Source organism: uncultured Streptococcus sp. (assembly GCF_901875575.1).
Lineage (GTDB): Bacteria > Bacillota > Bacilli > Lactobacillales > Streptococcaceae > Streptococcus.
The window spans coordinates 246503-272757 of the sequence record NZ_CABFMF010000011.1 but is presented as its reverse complement, the minus strand read 5'-3'; the positions used below and the strand labels follow the sequence as shown (position 1 = coordinate 272757).

The following is a 26255-nucleotide window of genomic DNA, read 5'->3' as shown; positions in this document are numbered from 1 at the left end:
TCCCCTTTTTGGTTTAAACTCTTGAAATCTTATTATTGTTTTTCTTGGTATTTTGGCAAGAATGTTTCCATCAAGAAGGATGTATCGTAATCTCCAGCAATAACATTGCGATCTGAAATTAAATCAAGCTGGAAATCCGCATTGGTCTGCACTCCCTCAATCTCTAATTCATAAAGGGCCCGTTGCATTTTCATCAAGGCATCGAAACGATTTTCCCCATGAACAATGACTTTGGCTATCATACTATCATAGAAGGGAGGAATGGTGTAGCCTGGATAAACTGCAGAATCTACACGTAAACCAACACCTCCACTTGGTAAATAGAGATTGGTAATCTTACCTGGACTTGGAGCAAAATTGAAGGCAGGGTTTTCTGCATTGATACGACATTCAATAGCATGACCTCGTAAAACAATATCTTCTTGCTTAACAGACAGAGGTTGACCTGCCGCAATGCGAATTTGTTCCTTAACGATATCCACACCCGATACAAACTCTGTTACGGGGTGTTCTACCTGGACACGGGTGTTCATTTCCATAAAATAAAATTGTCCACTTGCTTCGTCAAGAAGAAACTCAATAGTCCCTGCATTTTCATAGCCTACAGACTCTGCAGCGCGAACAGCAGCCGCCCCAATTTCATGGCGAAGGGTCTTTCCAATTGCAATAGATGGACTCTCTTCTAATACCTTTTGATTATTTCTCTGAAGAGAACAGTCACGTTCACCCAAGTGGATTACATTTCCATGTTCGTCTCCAAGAATTTGAACCTCAATATGACGAGCTGGATAAATAACCCGTTCTATGTACATAGCACCATTACCATAGTTGGCCTTAGCTTCACTTGAAGCAGTTTCAAAAGCGGAAACAAGGTCTTCTGGTTTTTCAACCTTACGAATCCCTTTTCCGCCTCCTCCCGCTGAGGCTTTCAACATAACTGGATAACCAATTTTTTCAGCAACCAGAAGAGCTTCTTCTGAGTCATGTACTTCTCCATCTGAACCTGGAATGACAGGAACACCTGCTTTGATCATCTGAGCACGTGCATTAATCTTGTCTCCCATCATATCCATGACATGACCAGATGGGCCAATAAACTTGATTCCTACCTCTTCACACATAGTAGCAAATTTGGAATTTTCACTGAGAAATCCAAAACCTGGGTGAATGGCTTCTGCCTCAGTCAAGACTGCAGCTGATAGAACCGCATTAATATTGAGATAAGACTCTGTTGGCTTACCAGGGCCAATACAAATTGCTTCATCTGCCAAAAGCGTATGAAGGGCTTCCTTATCAGCAGTTGAATAAACCGCCACCGTCGCAATGCCCAATTCACGCGCCGCACGGATAATACGAACCGCAATTTCACCACGATTGGCAATTAAAATTTTTCGAAACATGGAGAACCTCCTTAGCTCCCGATTGCAAAGGTAAGAGTACCACTAGCTGCAAGCTTGCCATCCACTTCAGCCTTTGCTTCAACCACAGCGATTGTGCCACGACGTTTTACAAACGTTGCTGTCATAACCAATTGGTCACCTGGTACAACTTGCTTCTTGAATTTAACCTTGTCCATACCAGCGTAAAAGACCAGTTTTCCTTTATTTTCAGGTTTTGACAACTCCAAGACACCAGCTGTTTGCGCCAATGCTTCCATGATAAGAACACCTGGCATAACTGGATATTGAGGAAAATGACCATTGAAAAAAGGCTCATTGATGGTCACATTTTTGATGGCGACAATGGTATCTTCGCTCACTTCCAACACACGATCCACTAGGAGCATAGGGTAACGGTGGGGTAGAGCCTCTTTGATTCCTTGAATATCAATCATTTGATACGTACCAATCCTTTACCAAACTCTACCATTTCTTCGTTAGAAACGAGAATTTCTGTTACCACACCATCCTTAGGAGCTGGGATCTCATTCATGACTTTCATAGCTTCGATAATTACCAATGTTTGGCCTTTTTTAACACTATCACCAACTGTTACAAAGGCAGGTTTATCTGGACCAGCAGCCAAGTAAGCCACCCCAACAAGTGGGCTCTCTACAACATCTCCCTCAGCAGCCACACTTGTTTCAGCTGGCGCCGAAATTTCTTCCACTGCAGTTTCTGCTGGAACAGATACAGGAGCTACTGGACTTGGTGTTGCTAGAACGGGTGCTGGAGCGACTTGAGGTGTAACTTCAGATACAAGTCTAGCTTCATTCTTGCTAAACTGCAACTCCTCCGTCCCATTTTTATAAGAAAATTCTCTCAAACTTGACTGGTTAAATTGGGCCATCAAGTCCTTAATATCGTTTAAATTCATAATTATTTACTCTCCCAACGTTTGAAGGCAAGAACAGCATTATGTCCACCAAATCCAAAAGTATTTGAAATAGCATAAGGAATTTCTTGCTCCAAGCCTTGTCCATAAACGACATTGGCTTCAATATAGTCTGATACTTCTCTTGTTCCTGCGGTCATCGGTACGAAGTTATGGCGCATAGCCTCAATCGTGGCAATAGCTTCCACTGCTCCTGCTGCACCAAGTAAATGACCTGTAAAGGACTTAGTTGAGGAGATAGGAACTTCCTTGCCAAGAACTGCAACAACTGCTCCACTTTCTCCCTTTTCATTAGCAGGAGTTGATGTCCCGTGGGCATTGACATAAGCCACTTGTTCTGGAGAAATTTCAGCTTCTTCCAAAGCTAGTTTAATAGCTTTGATAGCTCCTTGACCTTCTGGATGTGGAGAAGTCATATGATAGGCATCACAAGTATTTCCATAACCCACCACTTCAGCCAAGATAGTAGCTCCACGTTTTTCTGCATGTTCAAGACTTTCAAGAACCAACATTCCTGAACCTTCTCCCATAACAAAACCATTGCGGTTCTTGTCAAATGGAATTGAAGCGCGACTTGGATCCTCTGTAGTTGAAAGGGCTGTTAAGGCTTGGAAACCAGCAATCGCAAAAGGTGTGATAGAAGCTTCTGAACCTCCAACCAACATCACATCTTGGAAACCAAACTTGATGGAGCGGAAAGCATCGCCAATCGCATCATTTGATGAAGCACAGGCAGTATTGATTGATTTACAAATACCATTTGCTCCAAAACGCATAGCAACATTACCAGAAGCCATATTTGGAAGGGATTTTGGAAGAGTTAATGGCTTCAAGCGTTTTGGACCTTTTTCATGAAGGCGAAGAATTTGATCTTCAATTTCCTTGATACCCCCAATTCCTGAAGCAACAATAACACCAAAACGATCCTTGTCAAGAGCTTCTACATCAAGATTGGCATAGTTTACCGCTTCTTGGGCTGCATACAAGGCATATAAAGAATAGTTATCAAAACGATTTGTATCTTTTTTTACAAAGTATTTATCAAAAGGAAAATCTTGAATCTCTGCAGCAATGTGCACATCAAAGTCACTATGATCAAATTTAGTAATTTCACCGATTCCAATTTTCCCAGTTGACAAACTATTCCAAAACTCTTCTGGAGTATTCCCAATTGGAGATGTCACTCCATATCCAGTTACAACTACACGATTTAGTTTCATCTTTTTCACCTCTAGCTTTCGCTACATACTTAAGCCACCATCAATGGCAACCACTTGGCCAGTTAGATAATCCTGACCTGCTAAAAAAACTGTTAAATCTGCAACTTGCTCTGCTTCTCCAAATTCTTTCATTGGAATTTGTGCTAGCATAGCATCTTTTACCTTATCTGATAAAATAGCTGTCATATCCGACTTAATCATCCCAGGTGCAATCGCATTCACTCTGACATTTCGATTAGCAACCTCTCGCGCCACAGACTTGGTAAAACCAATCAAACCTGCCTTTGAAGCAGCGTAGTTTGCTTGACCAACATTACCCATCAAACCAACAACACTAGACATATTGATAATTGCCCCTTCTCTGGCTTTCACCATTTGCTTCAAGACAGCTTGAGTCATATTAAAGGTCCCAGTCAAGTTAACCTTGAGCACTTTTTCAAAATCCGCTTCTGTCATCTTGAGCATAAGGGTATCTTTGGTAATCCCTGCATTATTTACTAAGACATCTACTGAACCCAATTCTGCAATTGCTTGTTCGACCATGCCTTTTGCTTCTGCAAAATCTGACACATCTCCAGAGATGGGAATCACCTTAACCCCATAATCTCTAAACTCTGCTAACAAGTCCTCTGAGATTTCCCCACGGCTGTTTAAGACAATGTTTGCTCCTGCTTGAGCAAACTTGTGAGCGATGGCAAGACCAATTCCACGACTCGAACCTGTAATAAAGATATTTTTATTTTTTAGTTGCATTCTTTTCTCCTGTTTCCTCTTGTATTTGTGGGAGAAGGGATTACTTGTTTTCTAGTAAGACTTCTAAACTCGCCTGATCTTCAACATTGGCTAGTTTAGCTGTCTTATCAATTTTTTTGACAAAGCCTGACAAGACTTTCCCCGGTCCAATTTCGATAAAGTTGGTTACGCCTGCTTCTTGCATAACTGCAATACTTTCATAAAAACGAACTGGCTCCTTGACCTGACGCGTCAAGAGTTGAGCGATATCTTCTTTTTTCATGACACTTGCTTCCGTATTGCCGACTAGGGGACAAGTGAAATCTGAAAAACTTACTTGAGCTAGAGTTTCAGCTAGTTTCTGGCTAGCAGGCTCAAGGAGAGCGGTATGAAAAGGTCCTGAAACCTTGAGAGGAATCAAGCGTTTGGCACCTGCTTCTTGCAAGAGTTCAACAGCTCGATCAACTGCAGCCACTTCTCCACCAATCACGATTTGTGCAGGTGTATTATAGTTGGCTGGGGTAACCACTCCAAGTTCAGAAGCTTTTTGACAGGCTTCTTCAATGACCTCTACTGGCGTATTGAGAACTGCCACCATCTTACCAGAGCCTGCAGGAGCCGCTTCTTCCATAAAAGCCCCGCGCTTAGCAACCAAGGCAACCGCATCTTCAAAATCCAAGGCACCGCTGGCCACCAAGGCAGAGTATTCCCCAAGGGATAAACCAGCAACCATATCAGGCTGATAGCCTTTTTCTTGCAATAGACGATAGATAGCAACTGAAGTCGCTAAAATGGCTGGTTGCGTATAGCGAGTCTGATTGAGTTTTGCTTCTTCCGTATCAATGAGATAACGCAAATCATAACCAAGAACCCGACTAGCTTGATCAATCGTTTCTTTGACAATCGGATACTGATCATAGAGATCCCGTCCCATACCTAGATACTGGGCACCTTGGCCAGCAAATAAAAAGGCTGTTTTAGTCATTTCTTACAACTCCTGCCCAACGAGAGGCTTCTTCTTGAATTTTCTTAGCTGCTCCGTAATACAAATCTTTTAGGATTTCTTCAACGGTTTCTTCTTTGGAAACAAGCCCTGCAATTTGACCTGCCATAACAGATCCACCATCCACATCTCCGTGAACAACCGCTTTGGCTAGAGCACCTGCTCCCATTTGTTCAAAAATTTCCAAATCTGGATTTTCTTGTTTAAAGGCATCTTTTTCAGCCTGTTCAAAATCACGAGTCAACTGATTTTTAATAGCACGAACAGCATGACCAAAGTGTTGAGCTGAAATCGTAGTATCAATATCTCTAGCTTTTAAAATCTTCGCCTTGTAATTTGGATGAGCATTAGACTCTTTTGCAACGACAAAACGAGTTCCAACCTGAACAGCCTCTGCACCTAGCATAAAGCCAGCTGCAGCACCTTCACCATCCGCAATCCCTCCTGCAGCAATAACAGGAATAGATACAGCAGCAGCAACCTGACGCACCAAAGTCATGGTTGTTAATTTCCCAATATGTCCCCCAGCTTCCATTCCTTCTGCAATAACAGCATCCGCACCGATTTTTTCCATGCGTTTAGCTAGAGCAACACTTGGTACAACAGGAATAACTGTAATACCAGCATCATGGAAACGTTCCATGTATTTGCTTGGATTTCCTGCGCCTGTTGTCACTACCTTAACACCTTCCTCTATAACGAGGTCTACAATATCTTCCACAAAGGGAGACAAGAGCATGATGTTGACACCAAAGGTTTTATCAGTCAATGATTTGATTTTATCAATATTTGCCTTGACAACTTCTTTAGGGGCATTCCCTCCACCGATAATCCCTAGTCCTCCAGCCTTGGAAACAGCCCCTGCCAAATCACCATCAGCAACCCAGGCCATCCCTCCTTGGAAAATAGGATAATCAATGTTCAATAATTCTGTAATACGCGTTTTCATAGTGCCTCCATCATTTCTTGCTTACGTAATAGTTCGATACTGTCATAATTTGAAAATCAAACTATTGCCTAAACAAGAGGGAGCGGGTTTCCCTACTCCTTCTATCTTATATTCTTATTTTGTTTGCTCTTCAACGTAGGCAACCAAGTCACCAACTGTTTTCAAGTCATCTTCTGCTTCGATTTGGATATCAAAAGCATCTTCAATTTCTGAGATCACTTGGAACAAGTCCAATGAATCTGCATCTAAATCATCAAAAGTTGATTCAAGTGTTACTTCTGATGCGTCTTTTCCAAGTTCCTCAACGATAATTTCTTGTACTTTTTCAAATACTGCCATAATAGGACTCCTTTAAAATAAATAGTTTTTATAACAATGTGTTCACCACATGATTACCTAAATTGTAAGAATGAGCGTGCCCCAAGTCAAGCCTCCACCGAAGCCTGATAGCAAAATAGTCTGACTACCATCTAAACGGATAAAACCTTGTTCTACACACTCTGAGAGTAAAATCGGGATACTTGCTGCACTGGTGTTGCCATATTCCATCATATTGGCTGGAAGTTTGTCTCGGTCAACACCGATTTTTCTAGCCATTTTATCCAAAATACGATCATTAGCCTGATGAAGTAGCAGATAATCCAAGTCTGTCGCCTCTATAGGAGATTCATCAATAATCTGTTTGATAGACTCGGCTACATCTCGAATAGCAAAATCAAAAACTGCACGTCCATCCATCTTCAAAAATGAATCTGCATTTTCTTGATCTGAAAATGGAGAATGTAGACCTGAATACCCATACGTCAGACATTCACTACGACTCCCATCACTATTAAGACTCTCAGCCAAGAAATGCTCTTTCTCGCTAGCTTCTAGCAAGACACCACCAGAACCATCTCCAAACAAAACAGCTGTAGATCGATCTGACCAATCGACTGCTTTAGAGAGGGTTTCACTACCAATCACCAAGCCTTTTTGAAAGCGACCAGAAGAGATAAATTTTTCAGCAGTTGACAAGGCAAATACAAATCCACTACAAGCAGCTGTAAGATCAAAAGCAAAAGCTTTTTTTGCACCAATATTAGCTTGGACACGAGCAGCTGTAGAAGGCATCATAGAATCCGGAGTAATGGTAGCTAAGATGATAAAATCCAACTCCTCTCCTGTGACCCCAGCTTTTGCCATCAGTTTCTTAGCAACTTCTGTCGCTAAATCACTAGTAGATTCTTTCCTTGAAATATGCCTCTGTCTAATCCCTGTTCGACTTGAAATCCACTCATCATTAGTATCCATCATTTGAGCTAAGTCATCATTTGTAACTACTTGCTCTGGTACATAATGAGCCACTTGGCTTATTTTCGCAAAAGCCATTATCTCAAATCCTCCAAAAATTGATAAAGATTGGTCAAGCCCTTACTCATAACTTCCATCTCCTCAGGGCACATACCGTCGATGATTTTTTCAACCATAGCCTTGTGGAAACGTTTATGGAGCCTATGCACTAAGCGACCCTTCTTTGTCAAATGCAGATAAACAACACGACGATCCGAATCGGAACGAATACGCTCAATATAACCCTTTCTTTCTAGGTTATTCAAGCTTGTCGTAACTGTACCTAGGGTTACCATCAATTCTTTTGAAACTTTACTTGGTGTTACCTCTGGAAACTTCCCTATCACATCAATCGTATGCATTTCTTTGATGGAGATATCCTTGAAACGACTACCCCTCAAGCTAACTTCCTCGATAACAAGGACATTGTTAAAAATAGATGTTAAATATTCATTAATTCGTTGGTAGTCCAATCTTCTCCCCCCTTATCCAAAAAACTTTTATTATCAAAACATTTGACTTTAGAATTATATCAAACTACAAAGAATACTGCAAGTATTTTTTTCATTTTCCACTAAATTTAGGTCGTCTTCTTTCCGAATGTGCTCGAACTCCTTCTTTAAAATCCTCTGTCTGGGCAAGGGATGCTTGAAGATTTAGTTCTAGCTCAGCATAACCTCCCCAATCTTTAAATTGGCTCTCCCAAACCAACTTCTTGATTGCTGTATAAGAATTAGCTGATCCACGTCTTAATTTTTTAAGAAGCTGTTCTCTCGTCTTTTCTAATTTATCAGCTTCACAGACCCGATAAACAAGGCCCCACTCCAAAGCTTTTTCTGCAGTTAAAGCCTCTCCTGTCATAGCTAATTGGGCAGCACGTGTCACACCAATACTTCGGCTCAAGAGATAGATCCCCCCTGCATCTGGAGCCAACCCTACTCCGACAAAGGCTTGAATGAATTTGGCTTTATCTGTAGCCAAACAGAAGTCCGCTGCGACTGCCATATTTGCTGCAGCACCAGCAACTGCTCCATCTACCTCCATCAAAACAGGTTTTGCAATTTGCTTGATTTTATAAGAAATAGTATTGACCAATTCTGCAATTTTCGTCAATGATGGAATATCATCCTCATCTACTGCTCGCTTCATCTCTACTAAATCTCCCCCAACTGAGAAGACTTTCCCATTCGCATTAATTAAGATAAAATGCACAGCTGGATTCTCTTCCGCCAGGATTAAGGCTTCTAATATTTCCTCACACATGGGAATATGGAAACCATTAGCGACATCAGGACGGTTTAAAGTAATAATTGCCAAATCCTCTTCAAGCTGATAAATAATGTGTTCCATCTGGGCTCCTTTTTTATTTTTATAAGCAAGTTAAATTATTTTATTATCAAAGTATATCTTTTTTACTCTAAAAAAGCAAGAATAAGAATGTAATAAGTGTCTCAGCCGATTTTAGATTCCTTATCTTTTCCTGTAAAATAGCTTATTTCCTTCATTTGAAAAAAGACTTTCTTTCTGCTATAATCGTATAAAATACTTACTTTAGGAGTTCTTATGAAAGTTGTTAAATTTGGAGGTAGCTCTCTTGCCTCTGCTAGTCAATTAGAAAAAGTTTTGAATATCGTAAAAAGTGATAAGGAACGTCGTTTTGTAGTCGTTTCTGCGCCTGGTAAACGCAATGCTGAAGATACTAAGGTTACGGATGCCTTGATTAAATACTACCGCGACTATGTTGCTGGTAACGATATTAGCAAGAGCCAAAGCTGGATTATCGACCGCTATGCTGCCATGGTTAGTGAATTGAGACTGAAACCAGCTGTTCTAGAGAAAATTTCAAAAAGTATTCGTGCCTTGGCAACTCTTCCTATCGAAGAAAACGAATTTCTCTACGATACTTTCCTAGCAGCGGGTGAAAACAACAATGCCAAATTGATCGCTGCCTATTTTAACCAAAATGGTATTGATGCACGCTATGTTCACCCTAGAGAAGCTGGGATTGTGGTAACAAGTGAGCCGGGCCACGCTCGCATCGTTCCATCAAGTTATGACAAGATTGAAGAATTAACAAATGCAAATGAAGTCCTCGTCATTCCTGGTTTCTTTGGAGTTACCAAGGAAAATCAAATCTGTACCTTCTCACGTGGAGGATCAGACATTACAGGTTCTATCATTGCTGCAGGTGTTAAGGCAGACCTCTATGAAAACTTTACAGACGTTGATGGTATATTTGCAGCCCACCCTGGTATTATCCACCAACCACACTCGATTCCTGAGTTAACCTACCGTGAAATGCGTGAGTTGGCCTATGCAGGATTCTCAGTTCTTCATGACGAAGCTCTTCTTCCTGCCTACCGTGGAAAAATTCCTCTGGTTATCAAGAATACCAACAATCCTGACCATCCAGGTACTCGTATCGTTCTAAAACACAGTAGTGATGAATTTCCAGTTGTGGGAATTGCCGGTGACTCTGACTTTGTCAGCATCAACATGTCGAAATACCTCATGAACCGCGAGGTTGGATTTGGTCGCAAGGTTCTGCAAATCCTTGAAGACCTCAACATCGGTTGGGAACATATGCCAACTGGTATCGACGATCTTTCAATCATTCTCCGTTCTCGCGAACTAACTCCTATCAAGGAAGAAGAAATCCTTCGTCAGTTGGTTCAAAAAGCTGAAGTAGACCACGCAGAAATCGAACACGACCTTTCAATCATTATGATTGTTGGTGAAAAGATGAAGAGTCATATCGGAGTAACTGCTACTGCGACACGCGCTCTATCTGAAAACAAGATCAACATCCAGATGATGTCTCAAGGTTCTAGTGAAGTTTCTATCATGTTTGTTGTCAATAAAGATCAAGAAAAAGCAGCTATCAAAGCTCTCTACAATGCCTTTTTCGGTGAAAGTAAGGAAGACTAATCATGGCCCAATCTCTTAACAAAACAGTGCTACTCAATACAACAGGCACGTCCTACCTCTCTATAGCTGGAAAAGTTGGGAAATTTCTGGTCGGAGATCAGGCTCTGGAATTTTACCCAGATGTCAATGTGGAACAATTTATCCAGATTCCTTGGAACCATATCAACCAGATTGGAGCCAATGTCACTGGTCGTAAAATCAGTCGCCACTTCGAAGTCTTCACAGATCGAGGAAAATTCCTCTTTGCATCAAAAGACTCAGGGGCTATTCTTAAAATTGCTCGCGAAAAACTGGGCAATGACAAGGTCGTCAAACTTCCTACCCTGATTCAGACCATTGGTCAAAAATTTAAAAATCTATTTGCAAAAAAGTAGAAACTTTAGTATAATCATAGCAACGGATAAGTAAGTTATCTTCTTCTTTCAGAAAGTCTGCGGATGCTGCGAGCAGATAGGAGGGATAGGTGAAATTCTACCGTTGGTAACAATTACATACACAATTAAGTGCACACCTGTGAAGTTGGATGGAACCGTGGCCCTGCCACTCCAACGCTTTGTCAGGTGTGTTTTTTCATAAAGGAGATCTTATGTTAGATATCAAACGCATTCGTACAGACTTTGATGCTGTCGCAGAAAAATTGGCTACACGTGGTGTAGATGCTACTATCTTAAACGAGATGAAAGAAATCGATGCTAAACGTCGTGACATCTTGGTCAAGGTTGAAACTCTCAAGGCAGAACGTAACACAGTTTCTGCTGAGATTGCCCAAGCAAAACGCAACAAAGAAAATGCAGATGACAAGATTGCTGCTATGCAAACTCTATCCGCTGAGGTCAAGGCTTTGGATGCTGAATTGGCAGAAATCGATATTAAATTGACAGAATTTACCACGACTCTTCCAAACATCCCAGCTGACAGCGTTCCTGTTGGGGCTGACGAAGACGACAATGTGGAAGTTCGCCGTTGGGGTACTCCACGCGGGTTTGACTTCGAGCCAAAGGCTCACTGGGATCTTGGTGAAGATCTTGGTATCCTTGACTGGGAACGTGGTGGTAAGGTGACAGGGGCTCGTTTCCTCTTCTATAAAGGGCTCGGGGCTCGTTTAGAACGTGCTATCTACAACTTTATGTTGGATGAGCATGGCAAAGAAGGTTATACTGAAGTCATCACGCCTTACATGGTTAACCACGATTCTATGTTTGGTACTGGTCAATATCCAAAATTCAAGGAAGATACTTTTGAATTGAGCGACAGCAATTATGTCCTTATTCCTACAGCTGAAGTTCCTCTGACAAACTACTACCGTGATGAAATCCTGGACGGCAAAGACCTGCCAATCTACTTCACTGCTATGAGTCCATCATTCCGTTCTGAGGCTGGTTCTGCTGGTCGTGATACTCGTGGCTTGATTCGTTTGCACCAATTCCACAAGGTTGAAATGGTTAAATTTGCCAAACCAGAAGAATCTTATGAAGAATTGGAAAAAATGACAGCCAACGCTGAAAACATTCTTAAAAAACTCAATCTTCCATACCGTGTCGTTGCTCTCTCTACTGGAGATATGGGCTTCTCAGCTGCCAAGACTTACGACTTGGAAGTTTGGATTCCAGCGCAAAACAATTACCGTGAAATCTCAAGCTGTTCAAATACAGAAGATTTCCAAGCCCGTCGTGCCCAAATCCGTTACCGTGATGAAGCTGATGGCAAGGTAAAATTGCTCCATACCTTGAACGGTTCTGGACTTGCAGTTGGACGTACAGTAGCTGCTATTCTTGAAAACTATCAAAATGAAGATGGTTCTGTGACCATCCCAGAAGCTCTTCGTCCTTACATGGGTGGAGCTGAAGTTATCAAACCATAAAAAATAAGGTTTAGCTATTTCTAGCTAGACCTTTTTTCGTAACCAAATCAGATAAGCGCCTAATACAAAGAGCAAAATGATTAGGCAAATAACAGTTTCAGCCAGTACCAGATAATCCAGAAATGGAAGTTTCAAGATTCCCTGAGCCATTTTGAGCGAGGTAGCTGTGATAATGGTTGGGAAAGTGAGGGCTGAGAAAGCTGGTTGAAAGCCTTGTTTTAAAATATTGGGCAGACGAGTCAAAACAAAGAAAAAGAAGGATTGGGAAGACAAAATCATAACGATTAAGACCCAAGTCGGTAGACTGGCACCTCCAACCCGAACCAGGGAAGCCAAGAGTAGAGAGAAAGGAGCACAGTAAATCCCTTCTTGTCCAAGCATGGCTAGTGGGAGTGGATGTTTCTTTAAATCGCTATAAATAAGCGGGTAGAGATAGAAGGTCAAGAGAAATCCAAAACTCAAGGTCGCATAGGCAATTTCGATGATGCCTACAAGAGGATAGGTCAAGGCTGCTACTGCTATCCCCACATAAAGCACCGTCCAGCTAGGAGTCGCATGAACCCTCCGCCCCGGACAGGCAAATTTGATGGTAAAACCAGCAATCAAGGCCAAATCCAAGAGAAATGAAAACCACCAGAGACCCTGCGCTACCAAAGGAAGATGAGGGAAGACGCGAAAGACATAAGTCGATAAAATCATCCCTGCCATAGGAAAGGTGGCCATGCCAGATAAAAGAGGTGGCTTGGTCAATTCTTGCTTAGTTTCTGACCAATTAAAGAGATGAAGAAGCAGAAAGTAAATCCACAAAACCAAACCTGTCAAACTCAACAGATGGGACAGAACTGGCAACGTATCTAAAATAAGATTTCCAGCTCCAGCCAAACCAAGTAAACAGCCCGAAAATACTAAGGGGAGTTTTTTCATCACAACCTCCAATAATCATGTTAGTATCAGTATAGCATAAAAGCGCTTAAATGAGGACTTAAAAAACGAAGTTGAAAATTCAAACTTCGTTTTACTCCGATAAGGATTAAGCATAAGGTTGCAATTCTGGGTTAATTGGGGTATTGGCTAGGTTGTTGGCATAGTTACAGAGGCTTGCTAGACTGACACCAAGAACCACATCCAAGGCATTTTGTTGAGTGTAGCCAGCTTCTAGAAACTCAGACAAGGCTTCATCTCCTACACGACCCTTGGTATTGATAACTGCCAAAGTAAACTTAGCTAAGGTGTCCAATTTAGGATCTGTTTCAATTGGAGTACGATTACGAAGAGCTTGAAGAAGGTCATCGTTCATCTGGATTTGTTTGATTGAAAAGGCTGTGTGACCTGCAACACAGAAGGCACAACCATTGGTTACAGCTGCCGTGATTTGCACCACTTCACGCTCAACTGGTGTCAGGCTGTTGCGACGATTGATGGCTCCGACAGTACGGTAAGCCTCTAAAGCAGTCGGTGCATTAGCCAAGAGACCGATTAGGTTAGGAATATAACCATTGTTATCTTTTTCTACTGTTTCAAGAACTTCTTTCACTTCTGCTGGTGCTGATTCTACTGTATGGATGGTAAATGTTGTCATCATAAAACCTCTTTTCATGTTGTTGAAACCTAGTCTATCACAGATTCTATACCGTGTATAATATATATTTTAAATTGCACTGATAGAAATTTTTTATGAAAGCAAAAAATCACACGCGGTGTGTGATTCCATTATTTATTAAAATACTTTTTAGTCTCAGCAATAACAACTGGTGATAAAACCAAGAGGGCAATCAAGTTTGGCAGAGCCATCAAGGCATTAACAATATCTGCGATAATCCAAACCATATCCAACTCGATAAATCCTCCCAACAAGACCATGAGCACAAAGACCACACGGTAAATCCAGATAAAACGAACCCCAAAGAGGAACTCGAAACAGCGTTCTCCATAGTAGTTCCAACCTAGAATCGTTGTAAAGGCAAAAAGTACAAGGAAGATGGTCAAGAGGGCAGGCCCAAAGTGTGAAAATACTGTTGAGAAGGCTGACTGAGTCAAAGCCACTCCATTCAAGTCACTATTCCATACTCCAGTTACCAAGATGGTCAAACCAGTCAGAGTACAAATGATGAGGGTATCAATAAAAGTTCCTGTCATGGAAATCAAACCTTGCTCTACTGGTTCATTTGTCTTAGCTGCAGCAGCTGCAATGGGAGCAGAACCCAGACCAGATTCGTTTGAAAAGACACCACGCGCCACACCATTTTGGATAGCCATCCGAATGCTAGCCCCAGCAAAACCACCCACCGCAGCAACTGGACTAAAAGCTGATGTCAAGATTAGAGCGATTGTAGCAGGGAGTTTTCCAATATTGAAGAAAATAACTGTAAGTGTTCCTAAAATATAGATAATAGCCATAAAAGGAACAACAGCTGTAGAAACCTTTGAAATAGACTTGAGTCCACCAAAAACGGCAATCGCTACTAAGACAGACAAAACGAGAGCTGTGATAGCAGGAGAAATACTGGTTGTATTTTGGATTGATTCTGTAATCGAATTCACTTGAGTGAAAGTTCCGATACCTAATAAGGCAACTAAGACACCTGTCAGGGCAAAGAAGATAGCAAGTGGGCGCCACTTTTCTCCCATACCCAAAAGTATATAGTGCATGGGACCTCCTGCAACAGCACCGTTATCGTCTTTAGTCCTGTATTTAATAGCTAATAAACCTTCCGCATACTTGGTTGCCATTCCAAAGAAAGCCGCCATCCACATCCAAAAAAGAGCACCAGGACCACCAACTTTAATAGCAGTTGCCACCCCAATGATATTCCCAGTACCGACCGTCGCTGCTAGCGCTGTACACAAGGCCGCAAAACTGGATACATCCCCATGCCCCTTATCTTTGATAAAAATAAGCTGAAAGGCCTTAGAGAGACGCAAAACCTGCAAAAGTCCTAAACGGGCAGTTAGGTAAATCCCTGTTCCGACCAATAAAATCAAGAGGGGTGGACCCCAAGCAAAAGCATCAATTGATTTAAGCAATTCTAACATTCTATTCTCCTATCTTTTCAACCCCAAAAGAAAGAGCACATGCAAAATACATGTACTCTGGAATGCTTAGATATATGCTAAAAAGCCGTCTATCCTAGCTCTGTCCTTTTACCTGAGAGTTTGAGCAGTTGCCTGCCTTGCCCCTTCGGTGCCTTTACGGTCTCTCCAGAGTTCCGTCCATTTACAGTCATGAAAAATCAAACGATTCCCCACTTCTATTAAACTTCATTCGGTGTTGGTATTTAATTGATTCTTATTTTACAAAAACTGTCGGTTTTTGTCAATGTATTTTGGAAAACTTATTTTACTTTGTAGTAGAAACTTTCAGCATTTCCATGTGCATGAGGTGCTTGATGGATGATCATACGATCTTTACTGGTATCAGACGCATCTTTCACATAATTTGGTTCAGTTACTGTTGGAATCACAACACCTGCAGGAATCATATCCAGTTGAGCCCTAATAGTTGGAGCTTTATAACTTGTAATTATATATCCATCCCTAAAAACAGCATCATTTATATCTACATAAAATTCTGCTGGCTCTATTAATCCATTTTTACTAAAGACTAGATCTTGTCCACCATTTCCTCTACTCCATCTTCCCTCAATACTAGAAAAATCTCCATTTTTTATGGCATTAATATCCATTTTACCAGAAGTATTTTGATTTGATGAAGATGCTGATTCCGCAAATTTTTCTGTTACAGATTTCCAAGCCAGACTGGATAGATTCATTCGAGCACCAGGACTGACTTCATCCTCTGTCTTAGCTTCTTTAACCTTCTCTAGTTTGTCCCCACTACTATTCAACTTCCAAATGGTATGAATGATTTGTGGGTCTCCTGCGAACGGATTCCACTGGGTATAAAGGTTTCCATCTTCTAGAAGATAGGCTTTAAAACGTGTTCCAAGCATCTGCATTTTATTTTCAGCATTGGTGAGGCGAATAACCTTCTGATCTTTAAGTGTAAAAATATCTAAAACCTCACTACCATTTTTCGAAGATACAATCAATTCATCAATGCCGTTTTTATCCATATCAAGCATTGCATAGGTAAAGGCTTGACTGCGTTCTGCCATCCCTGCATAAACATTAGCAGTTAGATTGATGTTATCCTTTAAAGGTCACAATGGTTGCACCACTACCTCCCGCATTTTGTGGAGCATAGCCAAAACTCTTGATATGCTTGTTTCTTTGTAGATACTTGGTAACTCCCTCACGAATGACACCTGTACCGATACCATGGATGATATCAACCTGAGCCATATTATTAAGCAGGGCTTGATCTATAAAAGCGTCAAGTTCATTCATAGCTTCTTCGTAACGCTTACCACGGAGATCCAGTCTCGCTTGTGGTCCCCGACCAGATGCACGTTTGACAACATTGACTTGTTTCTTCTTGACTGGCTTTTCTTGTTGAGTCTGAACTAGGTCAAATTCTTTTTCTTCTAAGGTCATTTTAATCAGACCGACTTGAGCTTCCCAACGACCGTCCTTGAGTTGACTAGTCAAGGTACCTCGCTGACCATAACTAAGCACAATGATATCATCTCCAACTTTAGGAGTCCGTTTTTTCTTGGCCTTTTGAAGAACCTTGTTTTTTGATAAATCCACTTTTTCTGGTGCCAATTTTTTCAACTTAGCCTTAGCCTCAATGATTTCATGGGGCTTGAGTTGCGATTTACTGTGAAGATTTTTCAGAATCTGATCACTTTCACTTAGAGCTAAATCTACAATTTCAGCAGCCTGCTCACGCGCTTTGTTGAGCTCGGTTTCCTTTTCACGATTAAGCTCGTTGTAGAGTTTTTTGAGAGCACGGTTCATCTTGAGGTTTTCTTGTTCCACCTCACGGATATTGTCCAAGCGTTTGCGACTTTCCAAGGTCTGCTCTTCTAATTGCTCAATGATCCGGTTAACATCATTGTCCTGATTTACTTGTTGGCTAGCATCTCCTACAATAACCTCAGACAAGCCCAAACGTTTGGCAATCTCAAAGGCATTACTTCGACCAGGAACCCCCTGCATAAAGCGATAAGTTGGACGAAGCGAAGCTGTGTCAAACTCCATGCTTGCATTTTGCACAAAGGCTGTCTCAATACCATAAGCCTTGAGTTCTGGATAGTGGGTTGTCGCCATAGTCTTGACCTGACGAAGACGAAGATCTTCCAAGATGGCCATAGCAAGTGCTGCTCCCTCTTGCGGATCAGTTCCCGCCCCCAACTCGTCTAAAAGTAAGAGTGAGTTTTGATTCACCTGTCCAAGAATCTGGACAATGTTAGTCATATGACTCGAGAAGGTGGATAAGCTCTGCTCAATAGATTGTTCATCCCCAATATCCGCAAAGATTTGGTCAAAAACACCAACACGACTCCCTTTATCCGCTAAAATCGGTAAACCTGACTGGGCCATGACCTGAGTCAAGCCTAAGGTTTTGAGCATGATGGTCTTCCCACCTGTATTGGGACCTGTGATAACGATAGCTGTCAAGTCCTGCCCAAAATGAACATCATTTGCAACGGCATTTTTAACGAGAGGATGACGCACCTGAAGTAATTGAATCTCTTCTTGCTCTGAAAGTTTAGGAACTACAGCCTGCATTTCTTGGATAAAACGAACCTTGGCGCGAATCAAATCTAGGTGACCAATAATCCAAGCATCATTGGCAATCTCTGCCGCATGAGGACGGACACGTTCAGAAATTTCTTGTAGGATTCGAAGCATTTCATAGCGCTCGTCTGCTCTTAAACTAGCAATCTCTTCACTCAATTTGACCACTTCACGAGGCTCAATATAAACGGTATTCCCACTAGCAGAAATATCATGAACCACGCCTGCAATCTTGTTGCGATAAGTGTTTTTCACCGGCAAGACCTGTCGACCATTTCTACTAGCTACAATGCCTTCTGTCAACATCTGTGCTTTTTGCTTCAGTAAATCTTGCAAGACATCCCGAACCCGACTTTCACTATCATGGATTTTTCGACGGATACGAGCCAATTCCTCACTAGCAAAATTTTCAATAAATCCTGCATCATTAAAGGCTTGCAGATTGCCTTGTAAATGCGGGAAATCATGCAATTTTTCAAACCAGACGGCTAATTCTTGCAAGCTGACATTTTCTAAATTATCATAAAAACTTTGCAGCTCTCGGCTAGAGAGAAGCACGCGCTTCAAGAGCAAAAACTCCTCTATATTGAGGTTAGCCCCCATCTCTAGCCGTTTACAAACTCCCGCGATTTCCTTAGTTGCTTGAATTGTAAAATGCGGCTGTTCAACAAAAAGAGCCTGCATTTCCTCCATCTCAGCAAAGGCTTGTTTGATTTTATCTACCTTCCCTGTTGGAGCCAACTCCCTCAGTTGCTCCAAACCCTGTTCGGTCAACAAATGAGGCTCAAATAAGGTTTTGACCTTACTGAACTCTAATGTTTCTAATATTTTCTTGTTCATTTTTATTTCCTTATTTTTGATAGATAGGGGGGAATTGTATATTAATGATTACAATACCTAACTCTCCTTCTACTTTTTTAGTGAAATTTGTAAACAAAGGGCTAGGAAAATTCCTGCCCTTTTTATCCGATTAAATTTGCCACCCATACTTGTTTAAGTAAACTCGTTGTAATAGGGATACTCTGGATGATATGTTTTGCGACGATACTTTTTTCAAGAGGATTTTGTATAGCTGCCATAGGAATAGTTGCAAGTATAGTCAATCCCATTTGCAAGACAAATAAGGTCACAAGCATTGACAAGATACCTGCTGCAACTTGGAAGCATCTGCCTCCTAATGTTTGACTAGGAAGTAGGTGTAAAAAGAGACCAATCAAACGACTGATGCTGTAGACAATTCCAAATACAAGTAGATAGCCGATACCTGCATAAAATACCTTATCCAGCTGGAAAAGTTGATCCGAAGGAAAGAAAAAAGTTCCCTGTCCTTCTTGAGGATTTATATAAGGTATAAGTAAGTGAAATCGATCTCCAAGTACCTTATAAAATTGCCCTGAAATCGCGGCTGAAATAATGGCTGAAGTCAGGTAATAAACCTGTAAAAGAAGACCTCGACGATAGCCAATATAAAATCCCCAAGCCAAAATCAAAAGAAGAAGAAGTGAAATCATAAAGAATCCTCTATCTTGCTTTGCTCTTGCTTGCAAGTCACGAGTTTGTGACGGAGATCTTCTAATTCTTGTTCCTTATCATCAAACTCTATTTCGCGGCTGAGTTGAGTTGATAGGCAGTTGACTGCTAATAAAATAGCTATTGTTTCATCGTCTGCACTAGGCATTTGCTCTTTAATTGCTTGGTATTTTTCAGTCGCAACCTTGGCAATTTCTTCCATAAAAAGGTTTTCATGCTCGCTCGTCAAGGTTAATGATTTTTTCCCGAATGTAAATTTGAATCGATTTAAATTTGCCATAAAATTCACCTCACGATATTATACCAAAATTCGCTAATTTTGTCAGTTTTTTCCAATTCTCTCGTTTTTATGGTACAATAGAAACTATGGCAAGTATCACACTCACACCTAGTGAAAAAGAAATTCAAGCTTTTATTAGAACTAATCAAACCAGTATTACTTCTAGCAACAATCCCTATATACGCTATTTCTTAAGACTTCCTCAGGCAACGGTTTCCATCTATACTTCTGGAAAGGTTTTGTTACAAGGAGAAGGTGCTGAAAACTATGCTCGTTTCTTTGGCTTTCAAGTTGTAGAGGAAAAGTGTGGACAAAACCTCCCTTTGATTGGAACTGATGAGGTAGGAAATGGTTCCTACTTCGGTGGCCTTGCAGTCGTAGCTTCCTTTGTCACACCAGACCAGCATGACTTCTTACGAAAACTCGGTGTGGGTGATTCTAAAACTCTGACCGATCAAAAAATTCGTCAGATTTCTCCAATTCTCAAGAAAAAAATCCAACATCAAGCACTACTACTCTCACCAAGCAAGTACAATGAGGTCATCGGAGAACGCTACAATGCTGTTTCAGTCAAAGTGGCCCTCCATAACCAGGCTATCTATCTCCTCCTTCAAAAAGGAGTTCAGCCAGAGAAAATAGTGATTGACGCCTTTACTAGTGCTAAAAATTACGACAAGTACTTAATGCAAGAGGTCAATCGTTTCAGCAATCCTATCAGCTTAGAAGAAAAGGCTGAAGGGAAATACTTAGCCGTAGCTGTTTCTTCTATCATAGCGCGTGATTTATTCCTTGAAAATCTTGAAAATCTTGGTAATGAACTAGGCTACCAACTCCCTAGTGGCGCTGGAGTTGCATCCGATAAGGTAGCTAGCCAGATTTTGCAAGCCTATGGTATGCAGGGACTTAACTTCTGCGCCAAATTGCACTTTAAAAATACTGAAAAAGCACAAAAACTCATAGAAAGGTAAGTTATGAAATTATTTAAACGATTTTTAAAAGAATGGGGAGGCATCATCCTGATTATGACTCTCCTAGTTTTAAGCCGTCTCTTCCTTTGGAGCAACGTCCGTGTAGAAGGACATTCTATGGATCCAACCCTAGCTGATGGTGAAGTTCTTTTTGTTGTCAAACATCTTCCGATTAACCGTTTTGATATCGTGGTTGCCCATGAAGACGAAGGGAATAAAGATATTGTGAAGCGTGTTATTGGACTCCCAGGTGATACCATCCGTTACCAAAATGATAAACTATATGTCAATGGTAATGAAACTAATGAACCCTACCTAGCTGATTATATCAAACGTTTCAAAGATGACAAGCTCCAAAGTACATACTCTGGTACAGGTTTTGAAGGAGACAAAGGAACTTTCTTTAGAAGTATCGCTCAAAAAGCTCAAGCCTTCACAGTCGATGTTAACTACAATACTAACTTTAGCTTTACTGTCCCTGAAGGAGAATACCTTCTTCTCGGAGATGATCGCTTAGTTTCAAGCGATAGTCGTCATGTTGGTACTTTCAAAGCAAAAGATATTACTGGAGAAGCTAAATTCCGTTTATGGCCGATGAATCGTATCGGAACATTTTAAAACGACTAAAAGGCCGAGAATCATAACTCTCTGCCTTTTTCTTCTATTTAATTAGAAGATAAATCCTAACACCTTTCCAATCTAAATAGAAAGGTCAAACCCTGCTCTTACTCATTTATGTAAAGGAATTTTATGGAAGTTTATTTTTCAGGTACCATTGAACGTATTATTTTTGAAAATCCTAGTAATTTTTATCGCATCCTTCTCCTAGAAATCGAAGATACAGACTCAGAAGATTTTGATAATATTGAAATCATTGTCACAGGAACCATGGCTGATGTCATTGAGGGCGAAGACTATACTTTTTGGGGGCAAATCGTCCAACACTCAAAATACGGCGAACAATTACAAATCAGTCGCTACGAGCGAGCAAAACCAACTAAAAAAGGGTTGGTCAACTATTTTTCAAGCAGTCACTTTAAGGGTATCGGTCTGAAGACAGCTCAAAAAATTGTTGATATCTATGGCGACAATACCATTGATGACATTCTGCAAGATCCAAAAAAGTTAGAGAGTATTTCAGGACTCTCTGCTAAAAATCGTGAAGCCTTTGTTTCCACTCTCCGTCTCAACTACGGAACAGAGATGGTCTTGGCTAAACTTGCCAAATACGGCATTCCTAACAAACTAGCCTTTCAAATTCAGGATTTTTACAAGGAAGAAACACTAGATGTAGTTGAAAACTATCCCTACCAGCTAGTAGAGGATATTAAAGGCTTAGGATTTACCATCGCAGACCAACTAGCAGAGGAATTAGGAATTGAAAGTCAGGCTCCCGAACGCTTTCGCGCAGGACTCATCCATAGCCTTTTCCAGGCTTCTATGGAGACTGGAGATACTTATGTTGAAGCTAGGGATTTACTAGAACAAACCCTGACTCTCCTTGAATCCTCTCGTCCAGTCGAATTAAACCCGAGTCATGTTGCCCAAGAACTATCTTCTCTCATAGATGAAGACAAGGTTCAACAAATTGATACCAAAATCTTTGATAATAGCCTCTTTTTCGCTGAAGAAGGTATCCGTAGTCAGCTCATGCGTATCCTTGAAAAAGGAAAGCAAAAAAGCCACGACTTAGGTACCATTCAACAACATATAGCAACTGTCGAAGAAGAATTGGGTATTCACTATGATACTATCCAAAAGCAAGCTATCTATGATGCTATTCAAAATAAGGTCTTTATCCTAACAGGTGGACCTGGAACAGGTAAAACGACTGTTATCAATGGAATTATCGCTGTTTACGCCCTTTTAGAAGGACTTGATCTCAGAAAAAAAAGTAACCTACCCATACTACTAGCTGCTCCAACTGGTCGAGCTGCACGCCGCATGAATGAACTAACTGGTTTAGCAAGTGCTACTATTCACCGTCATTTAGGAATGACCGGAGATGATGACACCAGCCACCTAGAGGATTATCTGGACGCTGACTTTATCATTGTAGATGAATTCTCTATGGTAGATACGTGGCTCGCCAACCAGCTCTTCTCTAACATCTCTTCTAATAGTAAAATTCTTATCGTAGGAGATAGCGACCAGTTACCTTCCGTCAGTCCTGGTCAAGTCTTAGCTGACCTACTCCATATCCCACTGATCCCCCAGACCCGCTTGGAGAAAATTTATCGCCAGAGTGAAGAATCCACTATCGTAACCTTAGCTAGCCAGATCAGACAGGGGATACTACCCTTAGACTTCACCCAGAAAAAGGCAGACCGTTCCTATTTTGAAATTGCAAGTAGCCATATCCCAGCAAGTATTGAGAAAATCCTAGCTGCAGCCCTAAGAAGTGGTATCCCTGCTCGTGATATTCAAGTTCTAGCCCCCATGTATAGAGGAACAGCTGGGATTGATGCCATCAATCAGCTCATGCAGGATCTCCTCAATCCCCATCAAAAAGACCAAATCAGTTTTGAAGCACCTCAATGTCATTATCGCAAAGGAGACAAGATTATTCATTTGGTCAACGATGCGGAAATCAATGTCTTTAATGGTGATTTAGGATACATCACAGACTTGATTCCTGGAAAATACACCGAATCCAAACAGGACGAGATTATTCTTGATTTTGATGGCAACGAAGTCTCTTATCCCCGTAACGAATGGTACAAGATTCGTCTCGCCTATGCCATGAGTATTCATAAGTCCCAAGGAAGTGAATTCCCAGTGGTCATCCTTCCCATCACCAGTTCTAGCAAACGTATGCTAGAGCGAAATCTGATCTACACAGCTATCACACGCGCAAAAAGTAAGCTCATACTGCTAGGGGAACTACAGGCCTTTGACTATGCAACCCAACACATTGGAACTGCCCGCAAGACTTATTTGATCGAACGTTTCAATGATCTAATAGAAACCTCTAGCAACTCAAGCACAGCCTCTGCTGAAGTCAGCACTCAAATCAATTCCAAACAATCTTATATCCTTACCGAGGAAAACTGGTCTAGTATTCCAGCTATGATTGGAATAACAGATGAAGATTTAAAAGAGATTTTTGAGACTTCCACTAGCTAATATTTCTAATGAGTAAGATTACTGTCACTATTATAAAATCTAGAAATTCTATAGACATAAAAAGGAGTTGCTCTCAAATGAGCTAACTCCTTTTTTCATTATTTCACATGTTTTGCAAGTTCTTCTTGCGCTTTTTTATTGGATTCTTCTTTTTCTTTCATCCATTTATCTTGAGCTTTTTGATATTCATCTGTAGTGACAGCCTTGTCTTGAAGTTCAAGGTATTTGTATCGGAGCGGATCACTTGTCCCCTTGTTACCTGCGAAAGAGAATGGTAAAGTAAATGGTACCATTTTAGACAAGATTGGACGCCCTGTACGAGATGTCGTTGGAATGACTAGGGCACTATCTGTCAACCAAGCTTGGGCAGCAGCGTATTTATCATATCGTTTAGCAACATCTGTAGTCTCATCACCAGCTTCAGTAACCAATTTTTCGTAGTCATATAGGCCTACTTTTTTAGCAGCTACATTATCTTTCCCTGAGTCAAATCCTAAATATGTTTTAGTGCTTTCACCAACTGATGGTTTGATGATATCAAGGTAGGTTGATGGATCGGCAAAGTCTGGACCCCAACCGACGTTATCAGAAATATCCCAATCCTCACCGGCAGCAGTTTGTGCAAATAAAGTTACATTAAGCACTTCATCTTTTTGCAATTGTTGGATATCAATAATGACATTATCGGTTCCTAAAGTTGCTTCCAAGGATTGTTTCATAGATTGGACGCGCTGAACTTTTGTAGTTGCTGTTTGGTCAACAGGCATATCTAGGTGAATTGGGAATTGTACTCCCTCAGCTTGTAGGGCTGATTTAGCTTTAGCAAATTCTGCCTTGGCTTTTTCTGGATTGTAAAGACCGTCTTGTGCGTCAGCAAGATTAACACCCTTCCATTCATCCCCGTAAGTCACCAATTTTTCTTTGACCATATCGCCAAAGTTTTTACCATCTGCTTGAACAAATGTTGGTGGAACAAAGATATTACGTAAGATTTTGCTTGCTCCAGTTTGTCCATTTAACTGAGAAGCATAGGCTGTACGGTCAAAGCCAAAGGCAATAGCCTGACGGAAATCCTTGTTTAAGAGTGCTTTTTTAGTAGAAGTCTTTTGTTCCTCACTAGTTTTAGAAGTATACTTATAGGACTGACGGTCGATATTTGTTCCCACTACATAAGTCGTAGAGTCCTGTTGCGTATAGACAATATTGTCCTTCATTGATTTTTCAAGCTCTGCGAAACTTGCACTTGTTGGATAGAGACGAGCCACTGAAAGGCTACCGTCTTTAAAGTTTTCTGCAGGTTTACTAGTATCTTGACCGTCCCAGAATGATAATTTAACTTTGTCAATATGGACATTGTCCTTATCCCAGTAGTTAGGATTTTTCGCAAATTCAACAGCAGATTTGATTACAATAGATTTTAACAAATAAGGACCATTATACAAGATACTACTTGGATCCGTAGCTTTGGCAAAATCATCCCCTTTTGAATTCAAAAACTCTTCATTGACTGGTGCTAAGACACCCATTGTTGTTTTAGAATTCCAAAAACTTTCAGGTTTGTTCAAAGTGTATTGGACTGTTTGATCGTCAATCGCTTTAATCCCAACTTGAGAGAAATCTTTCATTTCCCCTTTAGCGTAGGCGTCCAAACCTTTAATTGAATCTTGTACCAAGTAAAGGCCTTCAGATTTCTTATCTGTCGCATATTTAAGACCTGTTACAAAGTCTTGAGCCTTAACAGGAGCATACTCTTCTCCCTCAGATGTATACCACTTAGCATCCTGACGAATCTTATAAGTATAAGTCAAGCCATCCTTAGAAACTGACCAGTCCTCTGCCATCGAGGGAACCAAATTCCCATAGCGGTCACTCTCCAACAATCCATCAATCACGTTACTAGTAATGTCGGCAGTTGCTGCCTTACCAGTTGTTAAGTAGTTGAGATTATCTGGGTGTGTCTCATAGGTGAATGCAAAGGTCTGCTCACCTTTAGCGCCTGAGCTCCCAGAACATGCAGCTAGAACACCTGCTGCTAATAGAGTCACTCCTGCGAGAGCCAATACTTTTCTTGTTTTCATAGTATTCTCCTTTGATTTTTCCATATATTATAACCTCTTTTCAATTTCATGTCAATATATTTTTCTGAATTTTAAGAGTTTTCTATAGATTCCGATAAAAACCTGGGTAAATAAAGTCAGACCAAACTTTTATTTTCATAAACCTTGCTTATATCATACTACATTTTAAAATCATAGCATGTTTATACCAATAAACTTTTTCAAAACAAAATATAATTAAAATTTTAGTTAATAATATAGTTCACCTACACTAAACTTATTACTTCATAAC

At 40.8% G+C, this 26255-nt stretch carries 25 protein-coding genes and 1 riboswitch; of the genes, 6 read left to right on the top strand and 19 right to left on the bottom strand.

Annotated features, from left to right (window positions below; translation table 11 throughout):
- Positions 1 to 32: 32 nt before the first annotated feature.
- The 11 genes from accC to QZ114_RS03865 form a co-directional block, all read right to left on the bottom strand.
- Positions 33 to 1400: an acetyl-CoA carboxylase biotin carboxylase subunit gene (gene accC / locus QZ114_RS03915; protein ID WP_295499871.1), complete on the bottom strand. Its 1368-nt coding sequence runs from the start codon at positions 1398 to 1400 to the stop codon at positions 33 to 35.
- An 11-nt stretch (positions 1401 to 1411) separates the two neighbouring features.
- Positions 1412 to 1834 (bottom strand): 3-hydroxyacyl-ACP dehydratase FabZ, encoded by a 423-nt coding sequence (fabZ, locus tag QZ114_RS03910; protein WP_042901453.1) that lies wholly within the window; start codon positions 1832 to 1834, stop codon positions 1412 to 1414.
- A complete protein-coding gene (gene accB / locus QZ114_RS03905; protein ID WP_295499869.1) occupies positions 1831 to 2316 on the bottom strand; it encodes an acetyl-CoA carboxylase biotin carboxyl carrier protein in 486 nt (161 codons plus the stop codon). The genes fabZ and accB overlap by 4 nt, the downstream gene beginning before the upstream one ends.
- Positions 2317 to 2318: 2 nt before the next feature.
- Positions 2319 to 3554, bottom strand: coding sequence for a beta-ketoacyl-ACP synthase II (fabF, locus tag QZ114_RS03900; protein ID WP_295499867.1), 1236 nt, complete (start codon positions 3552 to 3554; stop codon positions 2319 to 2321).
- Positions 3555 to 3575: 21 nt separating this feature from the next.
- The gene (fabG, locus tag QZ114_RS03895; protein WP_295499866.1) at positions 3576 to 4307 is read right to left on the bottom strand and encodes a 3-oxoacyl-[acyl-carrier-protein] reductase; all 732 of its coding nucleotides are present in this window, start codon (positions 4305 to 4307) and stop codon (positions 3576 to 3578) included.
- A 40-nt stretch (positions 4308 to 4347) separates the two neighbouring features.
- Complete coding sequence (gene fabD / locus QZ114_RS03890; protein ID WP_295499864.1) at positions 4348 to 5271, bottom strand: ACP S-malonyltransferase; 924 nt, start codon at positions 5269 to 5271, stop codon at positions 4348 to 4350.
- Complete coding sequence (gene fabK / locus QZ114_RS03885; protein WP_295499862.1) at positions 5264 to 6238, bottom strand: enoyl-[acyl-carrier-protein] reductase FabK; 975 nt, start codon at positions 6236 to 6238, stop codon at positions 5264 to 5266. The genes fabD and fabK overlap by 8 nt, the downstream gene beginning before the upstream one ends.
- Positions 6239 to 6352: 114 nt before the next feature.
- Positions 6353 to 6577 carry an acyl carrier protein gene (locus tag QZ114_RS03880; RefSeq protein WP_000257838.1) on the bottom strand — a complete coding sequence of 75 codons (225 nt, stop codon included), beginning with the start codon at positions 6575 to 6577 and terminating at the stop codon, positions 6353 to 6355.
- A gap of 57 nt (positions 6578 to 6634) precedes the next feature.
- Positions 6635 to 7609 (bottom strand): beta-ketoacyl-ACP synthase III, encoded by a 975-nt coding sequence (locus tag QZ114_RS03875; RefSeq protein ID WP_295499860.1) that lies wholly within the window; start codon positions 7607 to 7609, stop codon positions 6635 to 6637.
- Complete coding sequence (locus tag QZ114_RS03870) at positions 7609 to 8043, bottom strand: MarR family winged helix-turn-helix transcriptional regulator (protein WP_295499858.1); 435 nt, start codon at positions 8041 to 8043, stop codon at positions 7609 to 7611. The genes QZ114_RS03875 and QZ114_RS03870 overlap by 1 nt, the downstream gene beginning before the upstream one ends.
- Before the next feature lie 91 nt (positions 8044 to 8134).
- A complete protein-coding gene (locus tag QZ114_RS03865) occupies positions 8135 to 8920 on the bottom strand; it encodes an enoyl-CoA hydratase (protein ID WP_295499856.1) in 786 nt (261 codons plus the stop codon).
- Between the two features lie 213 nt (positions 8921 to 9133).
- On the opposite strand from QZ114_RS03865, the gene QZ114_RS03860 reads away from it, so the two are divergent.
- From QZ114_RS03860 to serS, 3 genes are all read left to right on the top strand, one after another.
- Entirely contained in the window at positions 9134 to 10498 is a 1365-nt protein-coding gene (locus QZ114_RS03860) for an aspartate kinase (protein WP_295499854.1), read from the top strand.
- A gap of 2 nt (positions 10499 to 10500) precedes the next feature.
- Positions 10501 to 10872: a DUF956 family protein gene (locus QZ114_RS03855; RefSeq protein ID WP_261266403.1), complete on the top strand. Its 372-nt coding sequence runs from the start codon at positions 10501 to 10503 to the stop codon at positions 10870 to 10872.
- A gap of 212 nt (positions 10873 to 11084) precedes the next feature.
- On the top strand, positions 11085 to 12359 hold the full coding sequence (gene serS, locus QZ114_RS03850) for a serine--tRNA ligase (protein ID WP_295499849.1): 1275 nt from the start codon (positions 11085 to 11087) through the stop codon (positions 12357 to 12359).
- Positions 12360 to 12383: 24 nt separating this feature from the next.
- On the opposite strand, the gene QZ114_RS03845 is transcribed toward serS, so the two are convergent.
- The 7 genes from QZ114_RS03845 to zapA all read right to left on the bottom strand — a co-directional run bounded on the left by QZ114_RS03845 (position 12384) and on the right by zapA (position 19812).
- The gene (locus QZ114_RS03845) at positions 12384 to 13283 is read right to left on the bottom strand and encodes a TDT family transporter (protein WP_295499848.1); all 900 of its coding nucleotides are present in this window, start codon (positions 13281 to 13283) and stop codon (positions 12384 to 12386) included.
- Positions 13284 to 13389: 106 nt separating this feature from the next.
- Complete coding sequence (locus QZ114_RS03840; RefSeq protein ID WP_004256949.1) at positions 13390 to 13938, bottom strand: carboxymuconolactone decarboxylase family protein; 549 nt, start codon at positions 13936 to 13938, stop codon at positions 13390 to 13392.
- 131 nt (positions 13939 to 14069) lie between these two features.
- The gene (locus tag QZ114_RS03835) at positions 14070 to 15392 is read right to left on the bottom strand and encodes a sodium:alanine symporter family protein (RefSeq protein WP_295499847.1); all 1323 of its coding nucleotides are present in this window, start codon (positions 15390 to 15392) and stop codon (positions 14070 to 14072) included.
- A gap of 90 nt (positions 15393 to 15482) precedes the next feature.
- A riboswitch (glycine riboswitch) is annotated at positions 15483 to 15571 on the bottom strand.
- Between the two features lie 120 nt (positions 15572 to 15691).
- Positions 15692 to 16474, bottom strand: coding sequence for a DUF6287 domain-containing protein (locus tag QZ114_RS03830; RefSeq protein ID WP_295499846.1), 783 nt, complete (start codon positions 16472 to 16474; stop codon positions 15692 to 15694).
- 31 nt (positions 16475 to 16505) lie between these two features.
- Positions 16506 to 18842 carry an endonuclease MutS2 gene (locus tag QZ114_RS03825; RefSeq protein ID WP_295499844.1) on the bottom strand — a complete coding sequence of 779 codons (2337 nt, stop codon included), beginning with the start codon at positions 18840 to 18842 and terminating at the stop codon, positions 16506 to 16508.
- A gap of 122 nt (positions 18843 to 18964) precedes the next feature.
- Positions 18965 to 19513: a CvpA family protein gene (locus QZ114_RS03820; RefSeq protein WP_295499842.1), complete on the bottom strand. Its 549-nt coding sequence runs from the start codon at positions 19511 to 19513 to the stop codon at positions 18965 to 18967.
- The gene (gene zapA / locus QZ114_RS03815; RefSeq protein ID WP_295499840.1) at positions 19510 to 19812 is read right to left on the bottom strand and encodes a cell division protein ZapA; all 303 of its coding nucleotides are present in this window, start codon (positions 19810 to 19812) and stop codon (positions 19510 to 19512) included. The genes QZ114_RS03820 and zapA overlap by 4 nt, the downstream gene beginning before the upstream one ends.
- 86 nt (positions 19813 to 19898) lie before the next feature.
- Between zapA and rnhC the strand changes: the two genes are divergently transcribed.
- The 3 genes from rnhC to QZ114_RS03800 all read left to right on the top strand — a co-directional run bounded on the left by rnhC (position 19899) and on the right by QZ114_RS03800 (position 23906).
- Positions 19899 to 20780 carry a ribonuclease HIII gene (rnhC, locus tag QZ114_RS03810; protein WP_295499838.1) on the top strand — a complete coding sequence of 294 codons (882 nt, stop codon included), beginning with the start codon at positions 19899 to 19901 and terminating at the stop codon, positions 20778 to 20780.
- 3 nt (positions 20781 to 20783) lie between these two features.
- Complete coding sequence (gene lepB, locus QZ114_RS03805) at positions 20784 to 21398, top strand: signal peptidase I (RefSeq protein ID WP_295499836.1); 615 nt, start codon at positions 20784 to 20786, stop codon at positions 21396 to 21398.
- A gap of 132 nt (positions 21399 to 21530) precedes the next feature.
- Positions 21531 to 23906, top strand: coding sequence for an ATP-dependent RecD-like DNA helicase (locus QZ114_RS03800; protein ID WP_295499834.1), 2376 nt, complete (start codon positions 21531 to 21533; stop codon positions 23904 to 23906).
- Between the two features lie 98 nt (positions 23907 to 24004).
- Here the strand turns inward: QZ114_RS03800 and QZ114_RS03795 are convergent, their stop codons facing one another.
- Positions 24005 to 25984, bottom strand: a complete 1980-nt coding sequence (locus QZ114_RS03795) for a peptide ABC transporter substrate-binding protein (RefSeq protein WP_295499832.1) — start codon at positions 25982 to 25984, stop codon at positions 24005 to 24007.
- Between the last annotated feature and the right edge of the window lie 271 nt (positions 25985 to 26255).

Coding starts and splice junctions, on each gene's coding strand:
- accC (WP_295499871.1), bottom strand. CDS start 1,400: ATGTTTCGAAAAATTTTAATTGCCAATCGTGGTGAAATTGCGGTTCGT.
- fabZ (WP_042901453.1), bottom strand. CDS start 1,834: ATGATTGATATTCAAGGAATCAAAGAGGCTCTACCCCACCGTTACCCT.
- accB (WP_295499869.1), bottom strand. CDS start 2,316: ATGAATTTAAACGATATTAAGGACTTGATGGCCCAATTTAACCAGTCA.
- fabF (WP_295499867.1), bottom strand. CDS start 3,554: ATGAAACTAAATCGTGTAGTTGTAACTGGATATGGAGTGACATCTCCA.
- fabG (WP_295499866.1), bottom strand. CDS start 4,307: ATGCAACTAAAAAATAAAAATATCTTTATTACAGGTTCGAGTCGTGGA.
- fabD (WP_295499864.1), bottom strand. CDS start 5,271: ATGACTAAAACAGCCTTTTTATTTGCTGGCCAAGGTGCCCAGTATCTA.
- fabK (WP_295499862.1), bottom strand. CDS start 6,238: ATGAAAACGCGTATTACAGAATTATTGAACATTGATTATCCTATTTTC.
- QZ114_RS03880 (WP_000257838.1), bottom strand. CDS start 6,577: ATGGCAGTATTTGAAAAAGTACAAGAAATTATCGTTGAGGAACTTGGA.
- QZ114_RS03875 (WP_295499860.1), bottom strand. CDS start 7,609: ATGGCTTTTGCGAAAATAAGCCAAGTGGCTCATTATGTACCAGAGCAA.
- QZ114_RS03865 (WP_295499856.1), bottom strand. CDS start 8,920: ATGGAACACATTATTTATCAGCTTGAAGAGGATTTGGCAATTATTACT.
- QZ114_RS03860 (WP_295499854.1), top strand. CDS start 9,134: ATGAAAGTTGTTAAATTTGGAGGTAGCTCTCTTGCCTCTGCTAGTCAA.
- QZ114_RS03855 (WP_261266403.1), top strand. CDS start 10,501: ATGGCCCAATCTCTTAACAAAACAGTGCTACTCAATACAACAGGCACG.
- serS (WP_295499849.1), top strand. CDS start 11,085: ATGTTAGATATCAAACGCATTCGTACAGACTTTGATGCTGTCGCAGAA.
- QZ114_RS03845 (WP_295499848.1), bottom strand. CDS start 13,283: ATGAAAAAACTCCCCTTAGTATTTTCGGGCTGTTTACTTGGTTTGGCT.
- QZ114_RS03840 (WP_004256949.1), bottom strand. CDS start 13,938: ATGACAACATTTACCATCCATACAGTAGAATCAGCACCAGCAGAAGTG.
- QZ114_RS03835 (WP_295499847.1), bottom strand. CDS start 15,392: ATGTTAGAATTGCTTAAATCAATTGATGCTTTTGCTTGGGGTCCACCC.
- QZ114_RS03830 (WP_295499846.1), bottom strand. CDS start 16,474: ATGGCAGAACGCAGTCAAGCCTTTACCTATGCAATGCTTGATATGGAT.
- QZ114_RS03825 (WP_295499844.1), bottom strand. CDS start 18,842: ATGAACAAGAAAATATTAGAAACATTAGAGTTCAGTAAGGTCAAAACC.
- QZ114_RS03820 (WP_295499842.1), bottom strand. CDS start 19,513: ATGATTTCACTTCTTCTTCTTTTGATTTTGGCTTGGGGATTTTATATT.
- zapA (WP_295499840.1), bottom strand. CDS start 19,812: ATGGCAAATTTAAATCGATTCAAATTTACATTCGGGAAAAAATCATTA.
- rnhC (WP_295499838.1), top strand. CDS start 19,899: ATGGCAAGTATCACACTCACACCTAGTGAAAAAGAAATTCAAGCTTTT.
- lepB (WP_295499836.1), top strand. CDS start 20,784: ATGAAATTATTTAAACGATTTTTAAAAGAATGGGGAGGCATCATCCTG.
- QZ114_RS03800 (WP_295499834.1), top strand. CDS start 21,531: ATGGAAGTTTATTTTTCAGGTACCATTGAACGTATTATTTTTGAAAAT.
- QZ114_RS03795 (WP_295499832.1), bottom strand. CDS start 25,984: ATGAAAACAAGAAAAGTATTGGCTCTCGCAGGAGTGACTCTATTAGCA.